Origin of the sequence: Actinomadura fibrosa (assembly GCF_900659615.1) — a bacterium.
Lineage (GTDB): Bacteria > Actinomycetota > Actinomycetes > Streptosporangiales > Streptosporangiaceae > Spirillospora > Spirillospora fibrosa.
Genome location: NZ_CAACUY010000143.1, coordinates 1 through 23,008 on the forward strand (window position 1 = coordinate 1; position 23,008 = coordinate 23,008).

Below are 23,008 nucleotides of genomic sequence, written 5' to 3' on the forward strand. Positions count from 1 at the left end.
CCGGCCGCGGCCGTGCCGGCCACCGCCGCGGGCGCGAGGACGACGGCCAGCGCGCAGGCGAGGGCGGTCCCGAGCGCCGCCACGCGGGTTCGGAGGCGCCGCGGCGCCCCGGCGGAGGAAAGCACGGCCATGGTCACGCTCCCGACGAGGGACGGGTGAGTGGGCGCCACGCTAGGCACGGCGATCGAAGAGGACAACCGAGCGTCGATAAAGGCCGCACCGGGATCTGCCAAGCCGGAGCAATCCGGCTGACCTGGGGAAACGTGGCCGTATGCCCATGGATGCGGTCAGCCGCGGTCCTCCGGGACGTACAGCCGGATGTCGTCGACGAGCGCCGATCCCTCGTAGTAGTTCAGGTGCGGGTCGCCGATGATGAAGGAGTCCGGGTAGGCCGAGCCCTTCGGCCAGCTGTGCTCGGTGACGTACGTCCCGGCCGGGCCCTTGTGGACGAGCCTGCGGTCGAACCGGCCGTCGTACTCGCCCGGCGTCTGGTTGTAGTGCCAGATCGGGCGCCCGTCCTCGACGAAGTCGTGGTGGACGCGCAGCGTGGCCTGCCCGACGTGCAGGAACGGGCCGCTCATCTCCAGCGTGTACCCGGTCCGGTCCCGCTCGACGGCGAACCGGTAGGCGGCCTTCGGCAGCAGCCGCGGTTGCAGCTCGGCGCTGGTCAGGTGCTGCCGGAACTTCCCGCCCGGCCCGTACGGCTTGTCCATCGAGACGTTCCCGCAGGCCGTCTTGATGTAGTACTCGTTGCTGATGTTGTTGTTCGCCGCCTCGCGGAACAGGTCGCCGCGCGGGAACAGCGCGTTCACGCCGTTGAAGGTGCCGTCGAACGTCCGGTAGATCTTCCCGGTCTTCGGGTCGCAGGTCCCGGCGTCCTTCCAGCGCTCGTCGTCGCTGTAGTAGCCGTCCATGATGGCCTTGCGATGGAAGTGGATGCCGGGGTTACCGTGCGGCGCGGGCGTCGCGTAGTCGAGGATCGTCAGGTAGTAGAAGCCGTTCTCGCGCGTCACGTCGGGGTACTCGCACCGCGACTTGCCGGGCAGCGCGCCTTGGAACGTCCATGGGAAGCGGGTCTTGCACGGCTCGCGCGTGTAGCCGTTGTGCCTGCCGTTGTAGTCGAACGTGCCGTTCCGCTCGCCGCCGAAGTCGATGCCGCGCAGCGTCATCTCCACCCGGTAGCGCGGCGGCAGCGGGCGGGTGGGCCGGATCAGCACCCCGGCGTCCCAGCTCGGCTCGGAGATCCGCGCGGCGCGCCGCCCGTCCGGCAGGCGCTCGGTCGCCAGCCCGGGCCGCGAGTCGGGACGGCCGTCGCGGTCCTTGTCGACGGCCGCGACCTCGGCGGTCAGCCAGCCGTTCCGGCCGAACGCCACGCGCTTGCGGAAGACGTTGAGGCTCGCGAGCTCCTTCGCGAACAGCGGGCCGCTCATCCTCGTCCACGCCTCGCCGTCGTCATCGAACGCGTCGACGTTCCACGGGCTGCGCGGCCCCTGCGGATCGAGCTGCCACGGGGCGCCGTCCACGGCGAGCGGCCGGTCGAAGCCCTCCTGGTCGACGAGCGTCCAGCCCTTGCGCGCGGCGCCGTCCCCCTGGCCGGGGTCGCCGTCCCGGTGGGTGGCGCTTGACGCGGCGACCGGCCAGACCGCCACGGCGGACGCTCCGGCGGCCACGGCGGCCTTCCAGGATCTCCTCACGGCGTGCCTCCCTCTCCTCAAGGCGGACCGTACGGTCCCGGTGGGGACGCCCAGCGGCGATGAGCCGTCCGGCGCGATGTCTTGCCCGTCCCTTGGCCGATTCGGGGCACACCCGGTGATCGCTTTCCGTCGCGTTCGCCCGCCCGGATCTCCCGCGTTGTGGGAGAGTCCGGCGTCATGAGGTCAGACGGCCCCCGGACACGCCGAACGGCCGCCCTCGTCCTGGCCGGCGCGGGCCTCCTGACCGGCTGCGTGGGCGCACGGACACCTGACGTCCGTACGACCACCGTCCCGCCGGGGGCCACCTTCTTTCGCCGTCCGTCCGTCGCCCCGCTGCCTCCCGATCACCGGCTCGGCGGCTTCCCGTACGGGACGTACGTCATGGCGCGCCCGCTCCCCGACCGCAGCCCCGGCACCGGACGCGCCTACGCGTTGACCATGCCTCTCCAGCGGCGCGCCCTCGACCTGGCCGGCGCGCTCGGTTTCGGTGACGGGCCCGTCGAGTTCGGCGGCAACCCGTGGACGGTCACGCGCGGCCAAGCCACGCTGCGCATCTGGCCTGACAGCGGCGGCCGCTGGAGCTACCAGCGGCAGACCGGCGGCGACGGCCTGCCTCCGCGGGATCCGGGCGAGCGGCGCGCGTTCGCGCTGGCCCGCCCGATCCTTCGCGCGTCCGGACTCGACCGGGCCGAGGCGCGCCACGAGCGCGGCCAGGTGATCGTCGAACCCCGCATCGGAAACCGTCCGACGTGGGGCTGGGAGACGAGGATCCAGCTCGACGGGGACGGCGTCTCCAACGCCGCCGGATGGCTGGGACCCGCCCGTGGCGGCACGGAACGCCCGATCCTCAGCGCCGCGGAGTCCTTCACCCGGCTCCAGCGGGAGGCGGCGCACCCGCGCTGGTCGGTCAAGGGCTGCCCGGCCGCCTACGGCGCGACGCCTCCGTGTCCCATGCGCAACCCCTCGCCGGACGTCACCGGTGCGCGCTTCGCCTACGCGCTGGACTGGGGCGCCGAGGGGAACGGGCCGCGGCTCGTCCCCGCGTGGTTGTTCACCAGGCGGGGCAACGGCGAGCTGATCGCCTATCCGGCCTGACCGGCGTCCGCCCAGGCCCGGTCGAGGGCCTGCGCGAACGCCTCGCTGGGCTGCGCGCCGGAGACGCCGTATCGGCGGTCGAGAACGAAGAACGGGACGCCGGTCGCGCCGAGCCGCCGCGCCTCGCGCTGGTCCGCGTCCACGTCGGCGGCGAACGTCCCCGCGTCCAGGACCTTCTGGGCCGAGGCCGCGTCGAGCCCCGCCTCGGCGACGATCTCGACGAGCGAACCGCGGTCGAACACCGAGCGCCGGTCGGTGAAGTGCGCCTTGTAAAGGGCCTCCACGACGCCGTCCTGGACGCCCTGCTCGCCCGCGAGGTGGACGAGCCGGTGCGCGTCGGCGGTGTTGCCCACCCGCCCGCCCTCCAGGTGGTACTCCAGCCCCACCCCGGCGGCGCGCTCCTCCATCTGGCGGTTCATCTGGACGGCCTGCTCGCGCGCCATGCCGAACTTCCCGGCCAGCATGTCCGCGACGTCCTCCGTCCGGCCCTCCGGGTAACCCGGGTCGAGCTGGAACGCCCGGTACACGACGTCGACCTGGTCACGGTGCTCGAACCCGTCCAGTGCCCGCTCGAACTGCCGCTTGCCGATGTAGCACCACGGGCAGATGATGTCGGACCAGATCTCGACGCGCATGAGTCACCTTTCTGAGGACGGCCGATCATCTGCAACGCGCCCGGGGCGGCGGTGATTTCCGGCCCGCGCCGCCGGTGAGGCCGCCCGCCACCGACGATCTTGTCGGCTGTCAGTGCCGGACCGTAGGGTGCGGCGCATGTCACGACCGCGTTTCGAGCAGGCGATGCGGCGCATGCGCGACGACGACCCCCGGAGCCGCGAAGCCGGGTTCGACTTCCTGCGCGAGCACGCCGACGCCTACGTCGAGGACCTGATCGCCGAGTTCCGGTCGGAGCGGGACGACGCCGACCTGCGCTGCCGGCTGCTCGAACTCGTCGCCGAGGCCAGGTCCGGCGCCGCGCTGGCCGTGCTGGCCGAGGAGCTGGAGAGCCCGGACGAGTCGCTGCGCTTCTGGGCGGTGCGCGGCCTGGAGATGCTCGACACCCGCGAGGCGGAGGCGGCCCTCGACCGGGCCCGCGCCAGCGGCTGGATCGCCTGACCCGCCGGCGTCCGGCCGGTCAGGAGTCGGCGGGGTAGGTCTTGATGACCTTGCCCTGGGTGTTGACGGCCAGGTAGCCGCCGCCGTAGTCGTCCGTGAAGTGGATCATCATGGTGGGCCGGTCGCCGTTGAACGCCCAGGCGGCCGTCACGATGACGTACCGGTACTTCGGCTTCGGGACGTTCAGCGTCCGCGCCGCCCGGCGCAGCAGCGCGGGCAGGGCGTCCCAGGCGAACGTGTTGAGGTTCACCTTGGCGTCGCCGGTCGTGATGGCGACGCTGGGCCGGGCGCGGACGGCCGCGTCCGCGCCCTTCTCGTAGGTGTAGTTGTCGAACGCGGCGCGCCGCCCGCGGACGGGCGCGTCGGCGGAGGCGCGGTCCTCGTACACCGTGAACTCGGCGAACTCCCTGCTGCCGGACGCCTGCTCGAACTTCTTGATCACGCCGCGGACGGCGGCGGGCGTCAGCAGCGTGGCGGTGGACGCCGCGCCGGTGCCCTTCTCCGGGCCGTTCTCGCCGGTCTCGCTGTCGGTGGGCCCGGCGCCGGGGGTCTCGCGGGTGCCCGCCGCCAGCCCCTCGCCCATCTCAAGAATCTTCGGGATCACGACGAAGACCGTCGCGATGACCGCCGCCACCAGGCCGACCGCGATGACGGCGACGGTCGCGCCGATGATCCGCGTCCGGCGGCGCCGCCGCTCGGTCAGCGCGGGATCGGTGGTGCTGACCGGCGGCGGGAACGAGTTCGGATTCGTGCCCGGCCCCGGCAGGGGATGGACGGGCCGCGGAACGGAACCCTGCATCGACGGTGACGCGGCGCCGGGCGCGGAGTCGGCCGCGGAGTCGGCGGCCTGGGCGAGCATGCGGTCGAGGTGGTCGGCCGAGGGGCGGGCCGCCGGGTCCCGCACGAGGAGCGCTTGCAGGACGGGCTCCAGCGGACCGGCGCGGTGGGCGGGCGGGATCGGGGCCGTCATGACGGCGGCCAGCGTCGCCGCCGCGGTGGGGCGGCGCACCGGGCTGCGGCCCTCCACCGCCACGTACAGCAGCATGCCGAGCGACCACAGGTCGGAGGCCGGGTCGCCCTCGTGCCCGTGCAGCCGCTCCGGCGCGATGTACTCCGGCGAGCCCACCAGCCCGCCCGTCATGGTGACGCGGGACGCCTCCTCCAGCACCGCGATCCCGAAGTCGGTGAGAACCGGTGTCCCGTCCGCGCGCAGCAGGACGTTCGCGGGCTTGACGTCCCGGTGGCAGATGCCCGCCGCGTGGGCCGCGCGCAGCGCCGCCAGGACGCCGCGTCCGGTGGCGGCCCCCTCGGCGGGGGTGAGCGGACCGTCCGCCAGCCGGTCCTGGAGGGACCTCCCGCGGACGAGCTCCATCACGAGCCACGGGTGCGGCATGTCGGGCGAGTCCACGATGTGGTGGATGGTCACCACGTTCGGGTGGTCGATGCGGGCGAGGGCGCGGGCCTCGCGCATCACCCGCTCGCGCATCATCCGGACGACCTCCGGGTCGGCGTCCGCGATGTCGGTGTCGGCGAGCCGGACCTCCTTCAGCGCGACCTCACGCTCCAGCGCGAGGTCGAAGGCGCGCCAGACCGTGCCCATCCCGCCGCTGCCGAGCCGCCCGCGCAGCTCGAACCGGCCGTCGATCACCATGTGCCCAGTTGCCACGGCCGACAGCCTAGGACTCCCGCCCGCCGGAAACGCTCAGAACCACACCAAACGGTCTCTAGCTGGCGGGGCACCTACAGGGACACAAGGCGTAATCAGTGCAAATCAAACGCCCTCCGGGAGCGTCAGTGGTGCCAGGGGAGGACGGCGGGTTCGGCGTCGGCCCCCCGACCGTTTCCGCCGGTCCGCCCGTCGCGGGCGCCGAGGCGGCCGGCGAGGAACTCCGCGAGCGTGAGCGGGTAGACGGGCTCCTCGGCGCGCGCCAGCTCGTCGAGCGTCCACCAGCGGTGCTCGGTGATCTGCACGGTCTCAAGCGGACTGAACCCGGACATGTCGATCTCGAAGGCGGCGGTGCGGTACAGGAAGAAGTCGTCCCGGAACAGGCCGCTCGCCCACGTGAACTCCGCGTGGCCGGACGCCGTGGCGACGACGGGGCCGAGGTCGGCGGGGGACACGACCAGGCCGGTCTCCTCGCGCAGCTCGCGGGCCGCGGCGTCGGGCAGCGACTCGCCCTCGTCGACGCCTCCGCCCGGCGTGATCCAGCAGTACCCCGTCGTGCGGCCGTCCTCGACCAGCGGGAAGCGGAACAGCAGGACGCGGTCGGCGTCGTCCACCAGCATCACCCGGGCGGTGCGCCGCCGGTAGACCTCGCCGGACCCGTCCGCGCCGGGAACGCGGGCCGTGTCGTCGTCCGGCGCCGCGCTCATGTGTCGAGTTCGGCGCCCAGCTTCGCCAGTTGCTCGTCGTAGATGCGGCGCAGCCCCTTGGGGGCGAACGTCCGCTCGAAGAAGCCGCCGACGCCGCTCGCCCCGTCCCAGGTGGTCGTCACCTGAACGCGCGCCCCGCCGTCGGCGGGCGACACCGTCCACGTGGTGACCATGGACGAGTTGGCGTCGCGCTCGACGATCGTGTCCGCGCCGGGGGCCGTGGCGGTGATCAGGCAGTCGCGCACCCGCTTGCTGGTGGCCGCCAGCTTCCAGTGCACCACCGTGCCCGCGCCCTGGCCGCCCTCGCGCACCTCGTACTCGCTGTAGTGCTCGGTCAGGATCCTGGACCGGACACCCGTGTAGTCGCCGAGCGCCGCGAGCACCCGCTCCGGGGACGCCTTCAGGGTCTTCTCCGCTGTCGCCACCACTTGTCCCATGCGGACCATCCTTCCGCATCCCGGGAGCGGCGCGTCCGCGACCCGCTCCGGGCGCCGTGACGAAGCCCACGCCGCCTTTCTTGTCCGATCGGTCAGGTTTGACCGATCGGACAGTTATGGTGGTCGCATGGTTCGTCCGTCCTCAGGCATGCGGGAGCTGGTGCTGTCCTCCGCGCTGCGGCTGTTCGCCCAGCACGGCTACCGCGGCACGTCCCTCCAGGACATCGCGTCCGACGCCGGATGCGCGAAGGCGTCCCTGCTCTACCACTTCGGCACCAAGGAGGCGATCCTCCTGGAGCTGCTGGTCCCGGTGGCCAAGGACGCGGTCGCGCTGGACGCCCGGCTGGCCGGGCTCGACGGCGTGGAGGCCGCGGTCGCCGCGGTCACCGGCTTCGCCGAGCTCGCGCTGCGCTACCGGCGGGAGCTCAAGCTGCTGTTCGACAACGGGCCCGAGGTCGCCGAGCTTCCGGACGTGGGCGTCGACGGCATCGAAGGCGTCGGCGACCGGTTACTGGACGCCGTCGCGGGCCGCTCGACCGCGCCCTCGGACCGCGTGACCGCCAACCTGGTGCTCGGCGGGATCGCCATGGTCGGCGCGGGCGACCTGGCCTACGACGAGGCGACGATGCGCGAGGCCATGATCGGCGGCGCGCTCCGAGCACTGGGCCGCGACCACGCCCACGACCACGCCGCCAACCGCGACCACGACCACGAGCCCGACCGCGCCCGCGAGCTCGACCACGATCGCGAGCCCGACCGCGCCCGCGAACAGGCGCCGGACGACGAGGGCTGATCCCGCCCTCGACGCCGTCCCGACGCTGACCCCCCGTACGCCTCCCACCCCAGACCCTCCCGCCCCGACGCCGTTCCACCCCACGTAGCGGCGACGGTCGTGCGGCGCTGCCCGAAACGTCCCGATCCGCGAAGGAGAGGCTTCCCCCGCCATGGCATCCCTGCTGTACCGGCTCGGCCGATGGTGCTTCGGGCACCGCGGCCCGGTCGTCCTGATCTGGTTGCTGCTGCTCGGCGTGCTGGGCGGCGCGGCGGCCGCGTTCAGCGGTCCCACGTCCGACGAGTTCCGCATGCCCGGCACCGAGTCACAGCGGGCCATGGACGCTTTGGAGCGGCAGTTCCCGCAGGCGGGCGGCGCCACGGGCACGGTCGTCATCGCCGCCCCCGAGGGCGCGAAGCTGACGAAGGCCCAGGTGGCGCCGGTCGTGAAGGAGGCGGCGGCGGTCCCCGGCGCGGTGGGGGCGACCGACCCGTTCCAGAGCGGGACGGTGTCGGCCGACGGCCGCTACGCGCTCGTCCAGGTCCAGTTCGCGGACGAGGCCGCCGAGATCACGGACGCCCAGCGCACGGCCTACCTCCATGTGGGGCAGGACGTCCAGGGGCTGAAGGTCGCGCCCGGCGGCGAGGTCGCCAAGGAGGGCGGGGAGACCGGGGCCACCGAGGTCATCGGCGTGGTCGTCGCGGCCGTCGTGCTGATCGTCACCTTCGGTTCGCTGGTGGCCGCCGGGATGACGCTGGTGAACGCGCTCGTCGGCGTGGGCGCGGGGATGGCCGGGCTGTACGCGCTGACCGGTGTGGTGGAGCTGAACTCCGCCAGCCCGGTGCTGGCGCTCATGCTGGGCCTCGCCGTCGGCATCGACTACTCGCTGTTCATCACGTCCCGCCACCGCCAGTACCTGCTGGACGGCCTGGACGCGCGCGACGCCGCCGGGCGGGCGATCGGCACCGCCGGGTCGGCCGTCGTGTTCGCGGGCGCGACCGTGGTGATCGCGCTCGCGGGCCTGTCGGTGGTCGGCATCCCGTTCCTGACCGCCATGGGCCTCGCCGCGGCCGGGACCGTCGCGGTCGCCGTGCTCGTCGCCCTGACCCTGCTGCCCGCCGTGCTGGCGTTCGCCGGCGCCCGCGTCCTACCGCGCCGCCTCCGCACCGCCGCCCATGCGGAGCCCGGCGAACGGCCGAACGTCAAGGAGCCGTTCGGCGGACGGTACGCCCGCGCCGTCACCCGGACGCGCGTGCCGGTGCTGATCGCCGGGATCCTCGTCCTCGGCGGGCTGGCGCTGCCGGTCCAGGACATGCGCCTCGCGCTGCCCGACGCCGGGACCGCCGCCCCCGACTCCGCCGAGCGCCAGGCCTACGACCTGACGAGCGAGGGCTTCGGGGAGGGCTTCAACGGCCGGCTGATCGCGGTCGTGTCCGGATCGTCCGGCACGGAGACCCGTGCCGCCGCCCAGCAGGCCACCGCGGTCATCCGCTCGGTCCCCGGCGTGCTGACGGTCGCGCCCGCGCAGTACAACAAGGCCGGGACGACCGCGCTCGTGGCCGTCATCCCGAAGGCCGGGCCCACCGACAAGGCCACCGAGGACGCCGTCCACACCATCCGCGACCGGGTCGCCGCCGTGCGCGGCGCCGAGGTCGAGCTCACCGGCACCACCGCGGTCGGCATCGACATCTCCGCGAAGCTAGCGGACGCCCTGCCCGTCTACCTGCTGCTCGTCGTCGGGCTGTCGGTGCTGCTGCTGATGCTGGTGTTCCGCTCGCTGGCCGTGCCGGTGAAGGCCGCCGCCGGGTTCCTGCTGACGGTCGGCGCGACGTTCGGCATCACCACGGCCGTCTTCCAGGAGGGCCATCTCGCCTCGCTGGTCGGCGTCGACACCCCCGGCCCGCTGATCAGCTTCCTGCCGATCATCCTGATCGGCATCCTGTTCGGCCTGGCCATGGACTACGAGGTGTTCCTCGTGTCGAAGATGCGCGAGGACTACGTCCACGGCGACACGCCGCGCCAGGCCGTGATCAACGGCGTGCGGCAGAACGCCCGGGTGGTCAGCGCCGCGGCCGTCATCATGATCGCCGTGTTCGCCGGGTTCGTCCTCACCCCCGACCCGATCATCAAGTCGATCGGGTTCGCCCTCGCGGTCGGGGTGTTCATCGACGCGTTCGTGGTCCGCATGACGCTCGTCCCGGCCGTGATGTCGCTGCTCGGACGCGGCGCCTGGTGGCTGCCGCGGTGGCTCGACCGGACGCTGCCCGACCTCGACATCGAGGGCGAGAGGCTCCGCCGCGACCTCGGCGCGACGTCCGAGCCCGGCCGCCACGTCCGCACGCCCGGCTAGGCCCGGCCGGGCGCCGCGGTCCCGCCGTTACGATGACGGCAGGCCACGGAGCGCAGGGAAGTGAGGCCGCATGGCGACGCAGCGCCGCATCGGCTCGCCGGACGCCAAGAACCGGGCGGTGCTCCTCGACGCCGCCGAGCGGCTCATGCTCCAGGAGGGCTACGCGGCGGTGAGCTCGCGGCGGGTCGCCGAGCGCGCCGGGCTGAAGCCGCAGCTCGTCCACTACTACTTCCGCACGATGGACGAGTTGTTCCTGGAGGTCTTCCGGCGCCGCGCCGAGGAGGGGCTGCGCCACCAGGCCGAGGCGCTGGCGTCCGACCGGCCCCTCCGGGCGCTCTGGGAGTTCAGCGTCGACCCGCAGGGCACGGCGCTGACGATGGAGTTCATGTCGCTCGCCAACCACCGCAAGGAGATCCGCGCCGAGATCGCCCGGTACGCCGAGCGGTTCCGGCAGGAGCAGGCGGAGGCCCTGGCGGGGCTCCTCGACCGCGCGGGCGTCCCCGCCGGGGACTGCTCGCCCGCCGCCCTGTCGGTCCTGGTCACGAGCGTCACCCGCGTCGTCGTGATGGAGAAGGCGCTCGGCATGTCCACCGGCCACGAGGAGGCGTTCGCGGTCGTCGAGCAGCGGCTCCGCGACCTCGAAGAGCGCCTCGCCACCGCGGCCGCCCCGGCCGCGACCCCGTCCTAGACCGACCGGCCCTCATGATCCTCGTCTCGTAGTCGCTCGGCAGGACGTCCCAGTGGTCGTTTCGGACGCCGCCCCGACCACCGCACGGCAGGTTTCGGTCGGCACGCGACGGTTACACAACGGGCATGGTGGAGCTACGGGAGCGGATTCGCGCTGAACTGGGTGTCAAGTCGGCCATCGTGCCCAAGGTCGAGATCCGGGAACGGATCGACTTCCTCAAGGACTACCTCCGATCGACGCCGGCGAAGGGCTACGTGCTCGGCATCAGCGGCGGCCAGGACAGCACGCTCGTCGGCCGGCTGTGCCAGCTCGCGTGCGAGGAGCTGCGCGCGGACGGCCGCGAGGCGACGTTCGTCGGCGTGCGGCTGCCCTACGGCGTCCAGGCCGACGAGCGGGACGCGCAGATCGCACTGGACTTCATCAGGCCCGACCGGTCGGTCACGGTGAACGTCAAGCCGAGCGTGGACGCCGTCTCGTCCGAGGCGGCGGCGGGCCTCGGGGAGCTGCTGGGCGGCGAGCCCGCGCTGCGGGACTTCGTGCGCGGCAACATCAAGGCCCGCGAGCGCATGGTGGTGCAGTACGCGGTCGCCGGGCAGCTCAACCTGCTCGTCGCGGGCACCGACCACGCGGCCGAGGCGGTGACGGGCTTCTTCACCAAGTACGGCGACGGCGGCGTGGACGTCACGCCGCTGAACGGCCTGACCAAGCGCCAGGGCGCCGCCCTCCTCCAGGAACTGGGCGCGCCGCCGAGCACCTGGCAGAAGGTGCCGACCGCCGACCTGGAGGACGACCGCCCCGCCCTGCCCGACGAGGAGGCGCTCGGCCTCCGGTACGCCGAGATCGACGACTACCTCGAAGGCGCCGACGTCACACCGGAGGTGGCGGCGAAGGTGGAGTCGACCTACCTGGCGACCCGCCACAAGCGCACCGTCCCGACCTCCCCCCAAGACACCTGGTGGCGCTCCTGAGCCCGGCGGCTCAGCGGGCGCGGTCCAGCGTCTCCCTTGCCCGTGTGCGGAAGTCCGCGACGGCCTTGTAGAGGGAACGCTCGCGTTCGGAGGCGGCGGCCCGGTCCTGCGCCATGTCCGTCGCATCGGCCGCGTGCGCCTTGCGGACCATGCGCCGCATGACCTCGGACAGGTCGCCGGACGCCTGGGCGACACGGTCGGCCGCTTCGGCGACGGAGGGCGGGCCCTCCATGATCACGACCTCCATGGCGCGATGGACCTCGCGGGCGAGGGCGATGAACCGCCGTACCTTCTCGTCCACCTCCGGAAGGTCGGGACGGTGCGACCGCAGTTCGTCGAGGATCGCGTCCATCGCGACGTCGCGGTCGTGGAGGGCGCTGAGATAGGCGGCATAGGCGTCGCGGCGATGCTGCCGGCGCCATTGGGCGTGCTGAGCCCGGGCCTGCGCCCTGCCGCTGACGACCGCCGCGCCCAGTGTCGTGAGGGAGCCGATGGAGGCGCCGAGGAGGGCGGCGAGCCCCGTGTCCATGGTCATGGTCCGATGCCGGTGGGGCTCACCAGGGCCTCCGGACGGGTTCAGTTAGCTCGGACTGTTGTGCGGACCGGGGTGCTTCGGGGGCCTGTTGTGCCGAAGGCGTTGTAGGGCTCGATCTGCCACTCGTAGGTGTCGCCGTTGTCCTCCATGTTGAGGAAGAGGGGCTGGACGCTGCGGTGCGGTTCGTCGGACCACAGGCCTAGCGGGCTGAGCGGCTCCCCGTCCGTGACGTTGCGCTCGTAGGTGACGTAGGTGATGTCCGGGCCGCTGTCGTTCCAGGTGAGGTCGACGGAGCCGTCCGTCTTCGGGACGGTGGCGAGGCCGGTGACGCCCGGGACCGGCGGGCAGCCCGAGGCGAAGGCGTAGGCGTCGTACCACTGGATGGTGCTCGGGTCCGGAGCGGCCGCCGCCCGTGCCGCGCCCGTGGACGCCGCCTTGGCCGCGGACGCCGCGGACGGTGTGCGGACGCCCTCGCGGACGCCGCGTTCCGGCGCGGGTGATGCCTTCACCGCCTGGACGGACGTCGCCGCGGACGGGTTCAGGGCCGACCTCGGGACGGTCACGAACCTCGCCCGGTACATCGGGCCCTCGTAGTCGGCGCGGGACCGGCAGCCCTGGCTGACCGCGGTGGTGTTGACGTTGTAGGAGACGACCAGGTTGCTCGTCCCGCCCATGCCGCGCTGCACGTGGGCGTCGTAGATGTTGTAGAAGTACGGCGAGGTGTGCGTGCCCTCCGGCGGCCGGTACAGCTCGACCTGCGAGGAGCCGAAGCCCCACGGCGTCGTCGAGGGGCGGGCCAGGAGCGGGCGTCCGGCGGCGACCGGGTCCAGCCCGATGTGCCAGTAGTAGCCGTTCTGCTGCACGACGCTGTACATGGGGTCCGTGTAGATCTGGAGCGGCTGGGCCTGGGCCTGGCCGGTCGCGCCGCCGGTGGACGTCCAGGACGAGCCGCCGGTGTAGAAGCGCCAGGCGTTGAAGTCGGCCAGCTGGGCGGTGGGCACGCGGGCCAGGAACGGCTTCTTCGCGTTGGCGTCGTCGACGGTGCCCCAGCCGTAGACATAGGTGTAGCCGTCGCCGCCTTCCAGCAGCTCGCTGCCCCAGAAGATCGGGTTGGTGGAGCCGTGGTAGCTGAACGCGGGGAGGTCGGTCGGGGTGACGTTGAGGACCGTCCCGCTCTCCAAGGAACTCACGGGGATCGTGACCATGCCGGTGTTGAGGAACGCCGAGCCGGACGACTTCAGGTAGAACCAGACGACGTTGGAGCCGAGGACCTTGCCGGTGCCGCTCCAGTAGAAGCCGCCGGGCCCGCTGACCGGGGCGTTGGCGTAGCGCTGGTCGAACGGGAGGTTCGTGTTCTTCTCCTGGCAGGTGTTGCCGCCGGTGACGGTGCGCAGGGTCGCGGTCGCGGGGTCGGTGCCGCTCTGCACCACGATCGAGTTGTGGATGAAGCTGCGGTAGAAGCCGCGCCGGTCGCCGACCTGGCCGAGGTAGGTGTCGGAGAAGAACCACGCCCGCTTGCCGCTCGGCAGCAGCACCGACTGGGTCCCGTCGCCGCCGCTCCAGCGGCCGCACATCGTGTCGTAGCCGGTGCCGTCCCCGTAGCGCGCCCACATCTGGTTGAGCGCGGTGTTGGGCGTGCCTGGCGCCGCGGCCGCGCCGGCGTGGCCCGGCGCGGCGACCAGCGCGGCGAGCAGCGCGGCGGCGCAGACGACGGCGGCGAGCGGTGAGCGGCGGGAGAGGTCGGAACGTCGTGGACTCGGCGGGGGAAGCGGCACGGCGCGGCCTTCCGTAGGCGACGCGGTCAAGATATTTCCCGGCGCGGTCCCGGGAACAGAGCCGAGATCGTTTCGCCTTCCGCGGGGCCTGTCCACTTGCGGACGGTTTCGCACGCTCCACAACGTGGCCGGGCGTCTAGCCGGGCGTCTCTCGCGGACGGGCTCGCTCGGGGACGTGGTGAGGGCGGCGAGGGAGATTTTCGGACGGCCGTCACACACGTCCGTTCCCATCCGTCATAGCGGCGACAGCGTGGAGCAAGAGAGGAGAAGGCGCCATGACGACCGTCGAGGAAGCTCTCAAGGGGATCGAGTCGCGGCTGCCGAACCCGGCGAAGCTGGTGCCGGAGCTGGGGCAGGTCAGCGGGGCGCTCGCCGCCGTCGCGGGGAACGGCTCGGTGCCGAGGACGACCATCGGCCTGGTGCAGTTGCGGGTCGGCCAGATCTTCGGCAGCACGTACCTGGTGCTCCTGCACAGCGGCAACCTGCGCGAGGCCGGGGAGGCGGAGGAGCGGATCGCCGCGGTGGCGTCCTGGCAGGACTCGCCCCACTTCACGGACTCCGAGCGGGTGGCGCTGGCGCTGGCGGAGGCGGTCTTCACGCCGAACCCGGGCGGCCAGCGCGTTCCGGACGCGCTCTACACCGAGGCGTCCATCCACTATGACGACAAGGCCCTCGCCACGCTGATCATGGCGATCGGCCAGGTGGCCTTCTACGTGCCGCTCGCCGTCATCGGCCAGCCGGTGCCGGGCGTCCCGTTCCCGGTGCAGTGGAGGTAGCCCCGCTGTGGCCGACGGGCGGGGGCGCCACCCCCGCCCTAGGTGAGGGCGGCCAGGGCCGCCGCCCGGGTCAGGGCCTGCTCGGCTTCCGCGGGGGAGCTTCGGCCCAGGCCGCAGGGTGAGGAGACGTCCGCGGTCCGGCCGAGCAGTGTCTCCACGGTCCGCAGGACGTGGCGCTGGTCTTCCACGTCCTGGGCGGGATGGACCAGGCCGGCGATGAAGCGGACGTCGCGCGGCATGGTCCTGAGCCGTTTGAGGTCCTGGTAGAAGGCGGTGTCGAGCGTGGGCGGCGCGTCGCCGCTCGCCAGCGGGACGTGGACGTACTCCAGAGGGCGCCCGTCCGGCCACGCGCGCAGGAGTGCCCTGGTCAGGGCGACCAGCGGCGCGGTGCTCGCCAGGCGCTTCAGGGCCCGGTGGTTGAGGTCGCCGACGCACAGGTGGACGCCGAAGCGGGTGCCCGGCGGCGCGGCGGCGGCAGGTCGCGCCATGCCGCGCGCGAGGAACCGCGCGACCGGGGGGCGCAGCGGCGCGGGCGCCGAGGCGGCCATGACGAGTTCCACCGGGTATTCGAGCTGGAACAGGACCTCCCGCCCGCCCCACGCGGCGATCTCGCCGATCTCCCGGGCGAGCGCCTCGCGGAACGCCCCGCGGCGGGCGAGGGCGCGGGCCGGCCCGAAGGCGAAGAGGGCGAGGTCCAGGTCGCCGGGGATGCCGACCTGGAACGCGAGGCCGTCGAGCCCGTGGTCGGCGCGGATCTTCGTGAACTCGGCGAAGCTCGTCTCGGCGTCGCGGGCGTGGCGGAGCCTGAGGGCGTCCGCGGTGAGCCGGTGCCCCCGCTTCACGCGGAAGACGGGGGTCTCGCCGTATCCGGACCAGTCGCCGTCGCGGCGGAGCTCGACGTCGGGGTGGTCCCGGAAGCCGTCGATGATGTTCATGACCCAGTTGCGCCGCTCCCCGACCTCGCCGTCCGCCAGCGTCCGCAGGCGCGGTCCGGCGGCCCGCACGGCCGCGGTCATCGCCTGGCGCGCGTCGTCGGCCGGGTAGCTGCCGACGAGGTGGACGGAACGTCCGGACATGGGTCCCCCTCCACGTCCACCTTCCCCCGCGCCCGCGCGTAGGGCAACGCCCTGTTCCGGCCATGAGTGTTTGTGATCGATCCGCGGCTGCGGCGGACGGAACGGCGCACGGTAGCGCAGGACGACCCTTGCCGTATGAGCGATTGTGCTCTAATGTGCCGCGCATCCTGCACAATCGAGCACACGCTTCGGGAGGCGACGATGAGGCAACCGAGCGGTCGCCGGTTCACCGCGCTGGTCACCGGGGTCGCTCTGGCGGCCGGGCTCGCCTCCGGCTGCGGGTCGGGGAGCGGCGCGGCGAAGAAGATCACTTTCTGGCACGGGTACACCGACGCCCAGGCGACCGCGATCGGCAGGCTCGCGGGGGAGTGGAACGCCGCGCATCCGAAGCAGCAGGTGCAGCCCGTCTTCAGCAACAACGACAACACGCTGCAGAAGACCCTCGCCTCGTTCGTGTCCGGCAAGGCCCCGTCGATCGCCTACCAGTACGGCTCGTCGCTCAGCGCGCTCACCGGGCGGCGGCAGACGCAGGACCTGACGTCCCTGGTCAACGGCAGCCCGGACGTGAACTGGAACGACTTCTTCCCGGCGGCCCGGCAGGGGGCCACCGCGTCCGGGAAGATCTACGGGGTTCCGGCGCTGGTCGACAACCTCGGCCTCGTCTACAACAAGAAGCTGTTCGACGCGGCGGGCGTCGGGTACCCGAAGCCGACCTGGACGTGGGACGACTTCAGGAGCGCGGCGAAGAAGCTCACCGGGGACAAGAGGTACGGGTGGGCGTACGTCAGCGACGGCACCGAGGACACCGTGTGGCGCTTCCTCGCGCTGCTGTGGCAGGCGGGCGGTGACCTGCTGGGGGCGGGCGACAAGGAGGCGGCGTTCGACTCGCCGGCCGGGCAGCAGGCGATGCAGCTGCTCGCCGACATGGCCGTGACCGACAAGTCCGTCTACCTGGACGCGGGCGACCAGCAGTATCTCAACCTGTTCAACTCCGGACGGGTCGCCATGATGTGGACGGGCCCCTGGGATCTCGGGCAGATCAACAAGGGCGTCTCGTACGGCGTCCAGTACCTGCCCGGCAAGGTGACGCACGCGAGCGTCTCGGGTCCCGACATCTACATGATCTTCGACAGGAAGGCGAAGGACGCCGCCTGGCCGTTCCTGAAGTGGCTCACGTCCGCGGAGGTCCACCTCCGGTTCGCCGAGCAGACCGGCGACCTGCCGCTGCGCGCGTCCGAGCAGAAGCTCCCGGCCTACAAGTCGTACCTGGCCAAGTACCCGGGCAACAAGGTCTTCATCGACAACCTGAACCAGAACGTCACGAAGGCCCGCCCGAACATCCCCGAGTACCCGCGGATCTCGCAGGTCCTCGGGACGGCCGTGCAGGCGGTCCTCCTCGGCAAGAAGAAGCCGGGGCCCGCGCTGGCGGAGGCGGCCGCCGAGGTCGACCGGATCCTGGCGGGGTCCTGATGGCGGCGACGGTGCTTCCTGCCCGCGCCGCAAAAGGCGGGCGGCCGCGCCGGTCGCGGCGGCTGGGCGAGCACCTCGCCGGATGGGGGTTCGTGTCCCCGGCGGTCCTGCTGATCGGGCTCTTCGGGATGCTGCCGGTGCTCTGGTCGTTCTGGCTGTCGTTCCAGGAGACCGACCTGACGTCGCCGGGCGAGTTCGCGGGCGGCGCGAAGTACGCGGAGCTGGTCCGCGACCCGCTGATGTGGGAGGCTGCGAGGCGGTCCGCGGTCTACACGGTGCTGTTCGTGCCGCTGACGATGGTGCTCGCGCTGCCGATCGCGGTCATGCTCAACCAGCGGATCCGCGGGGTCACGCTGTACCGGATGGCGGTGTTCGTGCCGCTCGTGACCTCGACGGTCGCGACCGGGATCATCTTCAACTGGCTGCTCAACCCGCAGTTCGGCCCGGTCAACGCGGCGCTCGCGAAGGCGGGCCTGCCACAGCAGGGCTTCTTCCAGAGCCCCGGGCAGGCGCTGTTCGCGCTCGTCGCCATGACGGTGTGGGGATGGCTCGGGTTCGCGGTCATCATCTACCTCGCCGCGCTCCAGGCCGTCCCGGCCGACCTGATGGAGGCCGCGGCGCTGGACGGCTGCGGGCGGCTGCGCGCGTTCCGGCACGTCGAGCTGCCGCTGCTGGCGCCCGCGTCCGGGTTCCTCCTCGTCTGGCTGACGATCAACTCGCTCCAGCTCTTCGACGAGGTGTACGTGACGACCAAGGGCGGGCCGCTGCGCGCGACCACGGTCGTCGTCTACCACCTGTACAACAAGGCGTTCGTGGACTTCGACGGCGGCTACGCGGCCGCGGTCGGCTGCGTGCTGTTCCTGGTCATCCTCGCGGTGACGCTGGTGCAGCTCGCGCTCACGCGCCGCGCGTCCTCCTACGAGGTCCGATGAGCATCACGATGACCGGCCGCGCCGCGAAGGGCCCTGCCACGCGCGGGCCCGCCGCGGACGGGACGGCCCCGCGCCGCCGCTCCCGGCGGCCGAGCCCGCTCCATCTCGTCCTGCTGCCGCTGTCGCTGGTGATGGTCGCGCCGCTGCTGTGGATGGTGCTGCTGTCGGTCTCCACGAAGGAGGAGACGCGGCGGTTCCCGCCCGGCCTGCCGCACGGGATCGAGTGGCGGAACTACACCGGCGCCCTGGCGGACGCGCCGCTCGCGCACTGGCTCGGCAACAGCGCGATCGTGTCGGTGAGCTGCGTGGCGGGCAACCTGGTGTTCTGCTCGCTGGCCGGCTACGCCTTCGCCCGCATCCGGTTCCTCGGGAGCCGTGCGCTGTTCGTCGCGGTGCTGGCCACGCTGATGGTGCCGTTCCAGATCGTCATGCTGCCGACGCTGATCATGGTGCGGGCGGCCGGGCTCACCGACACGCTCGGCGCGCTGATCGTCCCCAACCTGGCGACCGCGTTCGGCGTGTTCCTGCTGCGGCAGTTCTTCACGACGGTGCCGAGGGAGCTGGAGGAGGCCGCGCGGATCGACGGCGCGAGCCGGCTGCGGATCCTCGTCCAGGTGATGCTGCCGCTGATGCGCCCCACCCTGGCGACGCTGGCGGTGCTGACCTTCCTCCAGACGTGGAACGACTTCCTCTGGCCGCTGATCGCGGTGCAGAACCCCGACCACATGACCGTCCAGCTCGGGTTGCAGACGTTCCAGGGCGCGCACAACACCGACTGGCCGAAGCTCATGGCCGGGACGGTGATCAGCCAGCTCCCGGTCTTCGCGATGTTCTTCGTGGCGCAGCGCTTCTTCGTCCGGTCGGTGGCGACCGCAGGCCTCAAGTAGCCCGCCGGGGCCGGGGCCGGGCCCGGGGGCTCAGGCCACGGTCACCTTGACGCCGGCCGCCTGGATCCGGTCGAGCTCGGCCCGGTCGGCGCCGGCGTCGGTGATCAGCGTGTCGATCTCGCCGATCGGGGCGATCCGGGAGAACGCGCGCCGGCCGATCTTCGAGCCGTCGGCGAGCACCACGACCCGGCGGGTGGCGCGCATCAGCGCGTGGTCGGTGCGCGCCTCGATCTCGTCGTGGGTGCTGATCCCGGCCTCGGCCTCGATGCCGTCGACGCCGAGGAACACGAGGTCGAGGCTGATGTCGGCGAGCGTCCGGTCGGCGATCGGCCCGACCAGCTCGTAGGACTGGGGGCGGACGCCGCCGCCGGTGACGACCAGGTCGATGGCGGGGCGCACGGACAGGTCGGCGGCGATGTTGAGCGCGTTCGTCACGACCTTCAGCGGACGGCCGGTGGACAGCAGCCGGGCCAGCTCGGTGATCGTCGTGCCGCCGTTGAAGCCGACGGAGTGGACCGCGGCGTCCACGAGCCGCACCGCGGCCTGCGCGATGCGGCGCTTCTCCTCCTGGCGGCGGCCGCCGCGGTACCGCATCGGCAGCTCGTAGATCACCTCGGCCGCGACGGCGCCGCCGTGGGTGCGCTTGAGGAGCTGCTGCTCCTCCAGGACCTGGAGGTCGCGGCGGATCGAGGCGGGCGAGGCCTGGAGCTCGGCGGACAGCTCGACCACGCTCACCGAGCCGTGCTCGGCGAGCCGGTCGAGGATGAGGGGGAGGCGGGCCTGCTGACGCATCCGATCATTCTAGAGTACGAGCGGTGCGCGAAAGTACGCGATTGCCGCCCAATCGTTCACCGCATCTGCGCGAGTGCCTCGGCGAGGGTCGGCTGCGCGGCGGTCCCTCCGGCGGCCCGGGTCGACAGCGCGCCGCACACCGCCCCGAGCTTGAGCGCATGGACGAGGTCCCCGCGGTCGAGCCAGCCCGCGAGGAAACCGGCGTCGAAGCCGTCCCCGGCCCCGACCGTGTCCACGGGATCGGCCTCCAGCGCGTCGGCGTGCACGGTCTCCCCGTCCGCCAGCGCGACGGCGCCGTCCCGCCCGCGCTTGACGACCGGGACGCAGCCGTCCGCCGCCAGCGCGTCCAGCGCGCCGGAGAGGGTGTCCCGGCCGCTCAGCGCGAGCGCCTCCGCCTCGTTGGGCAGCAGGAACGTGCAGGCGGCGGCGAGGCCGGGCGCCAGATCCCAGCGTCCGGACGGATCGTCGTTGGTGTCGAGCGAGGTCGTCGCGCCGGACGCGCGGCGGTCCCGCAGCAGGCCCGGCAGCGCCCGCGCGAGCCTCGGCTGGAGGAAGTAGGACGCCGCGTGCACGTGCCGGGCGGGGACGTCGGCGGCGCCGGGGACGTGCTCGGGGCCGGTCTCGGCGAGGCAGCCCGGCGCGGTCAGGATCGCCCGGTCGCCGCCGGGCCGGTTGAGGCACACGGTCAGCGCGGTCGGGGACGTCGCGTGCCGCGCGACGCGGGAGACGTCCACGCCCGCCGAGCGCAGCGCGTCCAGGACGAAGTCGCCCGCGGCGTCCCGCCCGACCAGCCCGGCGAAGGCGGTGGCCAGCCCGAGCCGGGCCGCGCCGTGCGCCGCGATCGCCGCGGACCCGCCGAGCGCGAGCGCGCCGCCCGCGACGAGCGTCTCGGCCTGCCCGAAGGGCGGGGCGTCGGGCGCGCCGTGCACGAGCACGTCCGGGTTGGCGTCGCCGATGACCAGCAGGTCGAGCATCACGCCCCCCGCAGCGCGGCGGGCAGCGCGTCGCCGTGCGCCTCGGTCAGCGCGTCGCACAGCTCGAAGATCCGGCCGACGGGCAGCGCCGCAGCGGTCGCCGGGTCGCACAGCGCGGCGTGCCGGACGTGCGCCGGGTCGCCGTGCACGGCCGCGGCGACCGTCAGCTCCACCACGTTGAGGAAGCTCCGGTTCAGCGCCGCGAGCTGCGGCGGCAGCGCGCCGACGTGGTGCGGGTGCACGCCCGTCCGGTCCAGCGTCGCGGGGACCTCGACGGCCGCGCCCGCGGGCAGGTTGGTGATCAGGCCGGTGTTGGCGGTGGTGACCTGGATCGTGCGGCGCTCGCCGGTCGCCAGGCTGTGGATCACCTGCGGCGCGTACTCGACCGCGGCTCCGTCCCCGTCCTCGTCGCCGTACAGGTCGGGATACTCGCCGCGCCGCACGCAGTCGCGGACCCGCGCGTACTCGTCCAGGTTCCCGGTGCTGATCTTCAGGTAGGCCCCGACGGGGATCCGCAGCCGCTCGATCTCGGCGTCGTGCGGCAGATACCAGGGGACGTATTCGGAGGAGTGCTCGCTCGTCTCGGTCGGGTAGCGGCCGAGGCGCCGGTACATGTCCACGCGGACGCGCCGCTCCAGCTCCGGGTCGGCCGCGATTGCCTCGTCCAGCGCGGGGTAGAGATCGCGGCCCCGATGCGTCCAGGACAGCACCCACGCCTGGTGGTTGACGCCCGCCGAGTGGAAGTCGACCTCCTCGAACGGGACGCCGACCAGCTCGGACAGGTCGCGGACCGTCCAGTACACCGAATGGCAGAGGCCGGCCGCCTTCACGTCGGGCGCGACCGCCGCGAGGTACTGGAGGTTCATCGCCATCGGGTTGGTGTAGTTGAGCAGCCACGCGTCCGGGCAGACGGCCCGGATGTCGGCGGCCAGGCCGTCCAGCAGCGGGAACGTGCGCAGCGCCCGGAAGATCCCGCCGATGCCGAGCGTGTCGCTGATCGTCTGCCGGACGCCGAACCGGGCGGCGACCTCGAAGTCCTTCACCGTCGCGGCGTGCCCGCCGACCGCGACCATGTTCACGACGACGTCGGCGCCCTCCAGCGCACGGCGCCGGTCCAGGGACGCGGTGACGACGGGCGACGCGCCGTGCTTCCCGGCGGCCAGCCGCGCCAGCCCCTCCGCCGCCTCCAGCCGCTCGGGATCGATGTCGTGCAGCGCGAGCCGGACGCCGCCGAGCTCCGGATACGCCAGGATGTCGCGCAGGAGCTGGGCCGTGAACTCGACGGAGCCGGCGCCGACGAACGCGATGTTCAGCATGAGGAGTGTCCAATGCTCTCGGACGGGCTGTCTTCGGACGACCGCAGGGCGACGACCTCCAGCAGGCGCGCCGCCGCGTCGCGCATGGCGTCCCGCGCGGGCGCGAGATAGCGGCGCGGATCGGGCCGCTCGTCCAGGTGCTCCCGCACCGCCCCGGTGAACGCGATATTGAGCGCCGTCCCGATGTTGATCTTCGTCATGCCGTGCCGGACCGCGCGGCGCAGCTCCTCGTCCCCGACCCCCGACGACCCGTGCAGGACGAGCGGCACCCCGGCGGCGTCGCGGAGCCGCGCGATCAGGTCGTGGTCGAGGACGGCGGTCCGGGACGTCATGGCGTGCGCGCTGCCGACCGCGACCGCGAGGGCGTCCACGCCGGTCGCGGCGACGAACGCGGCGGCCTCGCCGGGATCGGTCCGCACGCCCGGCGCGTGCGCGCCGTCCTTGCCGCCGACCTCGCCGAGCTCGGCCTCCAGCCAGAGGCCCCGCTCGTGGGCCCACGCGGCGGCGGCGGCCGTCCGGGCGACGTTCTCGGCGTACGCGTGCTCCGACCCGTCGTACATCACCGACCCGAACCCGTGGTCGGCGGCCTGGCGCAGCAGGTCCTCGTCGGTCACGTGGTCGAGGTGCAGCGCGACCCGCGCGGACGACCCCGCCGCGACCGCCGCCGTCCCGGCCGCGATCGGGCCGAGCCGCCCGCCGTGGAACCGCACCGCGTTCTGGCTGATCTGGCAGATGACCGGCAGGCCCGTCGCCTCGGCCGCCGCGGCGACCGCCTCCGCGTGCTCCAGCGTGATCACGTTGAACGCGGCGATGCCGGTGCCGGGCCGGACGAGCTCGGCCGTCCTCACGAGGGGCACGGCGCTCTCCTCACTCTCGGGGACATGCGGTGCCGCCGGAGCACCTCGGGGTCGAACTCACCGGCGGCGGGCGCGGCGACGGCGGCGGCCGCGAGGGCGGCGGCCTCGCCGAGCGCGCGGGGCCAGGG

22 protein-coding genes are annotated in these 23,008 nt (G+C 73.0%); 10 read left to right on the top strand and 12 right to left on the bottom strand.

Annotated features, from left to right (window positions below; genetic code table 11):
• Nucleotides 1-287 precede the first annotated feature (287 nt).
• Nucleotides 288-1,694, bottom strand: a complete 1,407-nt coding sequence (locus tag E1300_RS33035) for a hypothetical protein (RefSeq protein WP_131761035.1) — start codon at nucleotides 1,692-1,694, stop codon at nucleotides 288-290.
• Between the two features lie 177 nt (nucleotides 1,695-1,871).
• On the opposite strand from E1300_RS33035, the gene E1300_RS33040 reads away from it, so the two are divergent.
• Nucleotides 1,872-2,789 (top strand): hypothetical protein, encoded by a 918-nt coding sequence (locus E1300_RS33040; protein ID WP_131761036.1) that lies wholly within the window; start codon nucleotides 1,872-1,874, stop codon nucleotides 2,787-2,789.
• Here the strand turns inward: E1300_RS33040 and E1300_RS33045 are convergent.
• The gene (locus tag E1300_RS33045; RefSeq protein ID WP_131761037.1) at nucleotides 2,777-3,424 is read right to left on the bottom strand and encodes a DsbA family oxidoreductase; all 648 of its coding nucleotides are present in this window, start codon (nucleotides 3,422-3,424) and stop codon (nucleotides 2,777-2,779) included. The two genes, E1300_RS33040 and E1300_RS33045, sit on opposite strands and share 13 nt — an antisense overlap.
• A gap of 136 nt (nucleotides 3,425-3,560) precedes the next feature.
• Here E1300_RS33045 and E1300_RS33050 point away from each other — a divergent pair, with 136 nt between their 5' ends.
• Complete coding sequence (locus E1300_RS33050) at nucleotides 3,561-3,902, top strand: HEAT repeat domain-containing protein (protein WP_207400085.1); 342 nt, start codon at nucleotides 3,561-3,563, stop codon at nucleotides 3,900-3,902.
• 19 nt (nucleotides 3,903-3,921) lie between these two features.
• On the opposite strand, the gene E1300_RS33055 is transcribed toward E1300_RS33050, so the two are convergent.
• The 3 genes from E1300_RS33055 to E1300_RS33065 all read right to left on the bottom strand — a co-directional run bounded on the left by E1300_RS33055 (nucleotide 3,922) and on the right by E1300_RS33065 (nucleotide 6,712).
• Nucleotides 3,922-5,568, bottom strand: a complete 1,647-nt coding sequence (locus E1300_RS33055) for a serine/threonine-protein kinase (RefSeq protein WP_242619542.1) — start codon at nucleotides 5,566-5,568, stop codon at nucleotides 3,922-3,924.
• A gap of 125 nt (nucleotides 5,569-5,693) precedes the next feature.
• Nucleotides 5,694-6,275 carry an NUDIX hydrolase gene (locus E1300_RS33060; RefSeq protein ID WP_131761038.1) on the bottom strand — a complete coding sequence of 194 codons (582 nt, stop codon included), beginning with the start codon at nucleotides 6,273-6,275 and terminating at the stop codon, nucleotides 5,694-5,696.
• Nucleotides 6,272-6,712: an SRPBCC family protein gene (locus E1300_RS33065; protein WP_131761039.1), complete on the bottom strand. Its 441-nt coding sequence runs from the start codon at nucleotides 6,710-6,712 to the stop codon at nucleotides 6,272-6,274. The genes E1300_RS33060 and E1300_RS33065 overlap by 4 nt, the downstream gene beginning before the upstream one ends.
• 127 nt (nucleotides 6,713-6,839) lie before the next feature.
• Between E1300_RS33065 and E1300_RS33070 the strand changes: the two genes are divergently transcribed.
• From E1300_RS33070 to nadE, 4 genes are all read left to right on the top strand, one after another.
• Nucleotides 6,840-7,505: a TetR/AcrR family transcriptional regulator gene (locus E1300_RS33070; RefSeq protein WP_131761040.1), complete on the top strand. Its 666-nt coding sequence runs from the start codon at nucleotides 6,840-6,842 to the stop codon at nucleotides 7,503-7,505.
• Nucleotides 7,506-7,656: 151 nt separating this feature from the next.
• Nucleotides 7,657-9,834, top strand: a complete 2,178-nt coding sequence (locus E1300_RS33075) for an MMPL family transporter (RefSeq protein WP_131761041.1) — start codon at nucleotides 7,657-7,659, stop codon at nucleotides 9,832-9,834.
• A gap of 70 nt (nucleotides 9,835-9,904) precedes the next feature.
• On the top strand, nucleotides 9,905-10,522 hold the full coding sequence (locus tag E1300_RS33080; RefSeq protein ID WP_131761042.1) for a TetR/AcrR family transcriptional regulator: 618 nt from the start codon (nucleotides 9,905-9,907) through the stop codon (nucleotides 10,520-10,522).
• Nucleotides 10,523-10,647: 125 nt separating this feature from the next.
• Entirely contained in the window at nucleotides 10,648-11,490 is an 843-nt protein-coding gene (gene nadE / locus E1300_RS33085; protein WP_131761043.1) for an NAD(+) synthase, read from the top strand.
• A 10-nt stretch (nucleotides 11,491-11,500) separates the two neighbouring features.
• Here the strand turns inward: nadE and E1300_RS33090 are convergent, their stop codons facing one another.
• Both E1300_RS33090 and E1300_RS33095 read right to left on the bottom strand, forming a co-directional pair.
• Nucleotides 11,501-12,025 (bottom strand): hypothetical protein, encoded by a 525-nt coding sequence (locus E1300_RS33090; RefSeq protein WP_242619543.1) that lies wholly within the window; start codon nucleotides 12,023-12,025, stop codon nucleotides 11,501-11,503.
• Between the two features lie 41 nt (nucleotides 12,026-12,066).
• Nucleotides 12,067-13,800, bottom strand: a complete 1,734-nt coding sequence (locus E1300_RS33095) for a DUF5005 domain-containing protein (RefSeq protein ID WP_131761044.1) — start codon at nucleotides 13,798-13,800, stop codon at nucleotides 12,067-12,069.
• A 275-nt stretch (nucleotides 13,801-14,075) separates the two neighbouring features.
• Here E1300_RS33095 and E1300_RS33100 point away from each other — a divergent pair, with 275 nt between their 5' ends.
• A complete protein-coding gene (locus E1300_RS33100; protein ID WP_131761045.1) occupies nucleotides 14,076-14,576 on the top strand; it encodes a carboxymuconolactone decarboxylase family protein in 501 nt (166 codons plus the stop codon).
• A 38-nt stretch (nucleotides 14,577-14,614) separates the two neighbouring features.
• Here E1300_RS33100 and E1300_RS33105 read toward each other — a convergent pair whose 3' ends face one another.
• Nucleotides 14,615-15,652 (bottom strand): hypothetical protein, encoded by a 1,038-nt coding sequence (locus E1300_RS33105; RefSeq protein ID WP_131761046.1) that lies wholly within the window; start codon nucleotides 15,650-15,652, stop codon nucleotides 14,615-14,617.
• Between the two features lie 201 nt (nucleotides 15,653-15,853).
• Here E1300_RS33105 and E1300_RS33110 point away from each other — a divergent pair, with 201 nt between their 5' ends.
• Genes E1300_RS33110 through E1300_RS33120 form a run of 3 tightly spaced genes read left to right on the top strand, consistent with a single transcriptional unit; the run spans nucleotide 15,854 to nucleotide 18,941 of the window.
• A complete protein-coding gene (locus E1300_RS33110; protein WP_131761047.1) occupies nucleotides 15,854-17,122 on the top strand; it encodes an ABC transporter substrate-binding protein in 1,269 nt (422 codons plus the stop codon).
• Nucleotides 17,122-18,054 carry a carbohydrate ABC transporter permease gene (locus E1300_RS33115; protein WP_131761048.1) on the top strand — a complete coding sequence of 311 codons (933 nt, stop codon included), beginning with the start codon at nucleotides 17,122-17,124 and terminating at the stop codon, nucleotides 18,052-18,054. The genes E1300_RS33110 and E1300_RS33115 overlap by 1 nt, the downstream gene beginning before the upstream one ends.
• Complete coding sequence (locus E1300_RS33120; RefSeq protein ID WP_131761049.1) at nucleotides 18,051-18,941, top strand: carbohydrate ABC transporter permease; 891 nt, start codon at nucleotides 18,051-18,053, stop codon at nucleotides 18,939-18,941. The genes E1300_RS33115 and E1300_RS33120 overlap by 4 nt, the downstream gene beginning before the upstream one ends.
• 30 nt (nucleotides 18,942-18,971) lie before the next feature.
• Here the strand turns inward: E1300_RS33120 and E1300_RS33125 are convergent, their stop codons facing one another.
• The 4 genes from E1300_RS33125 to E1300_RS33140 are packed head-to-tail and all read right to left on the bottom strand — an operon-like array spanning nucleotide 18,972 to nucleotide 22,880.
• A complete protein-coding gene (locus E1300_RS33125) occupies nucleotides 18,972-19,733 on the bottom strand; it encodes a DeoR/GlpR family DNA-binding transcription regulator (protein ID WP_131761050.1) in 762 nt (253 codons plus the stop codon).
• A gap of 56 nt (nucleotides 19,734-19,789) precedes the next feature.
• Entirely contained in the window at nucleotides 19,790-20,707 is a 918-nt protein-coding gene (locus tag E1300_RS33130) for a carbohydrate kinase family protein (RefSeq protein WP_131761051.1), read from the bottom strand.
• Nucleotides 20,707-22,023, bottom strand: a complete 1,317-nt coding sequence (locus tag E1300_RS33135; protein ID WP_131761052.1) for an alpha-glucosidase/alpha-galactosidase — start codon at nucleotides 22,021-22,023, stop codon at nucleotides 20,707-20,709. Before E1300_RS33135 ends, E1300_RS33130 begins: the two co-directional genes overlap by 1 nt.
• Nucleotides 22,017-22,880, bottom strand: a complete 864-nt coding sequence (locus tag E1300_RS33140; protein ID WP_131761053.1) for a class II fructose-bisphosphate aldolase — start codon at nucleotides 22,878-22,880, stop codon at nucleotides 22,017-22,019. Before E1300_RS33140 ends, E1300_RS33135 begins: the two co-directional genes overlap by 7 nt.
• Between the last annotated feature and the right edge of the window lie 128 nt (nucleotides 22,881-23,008).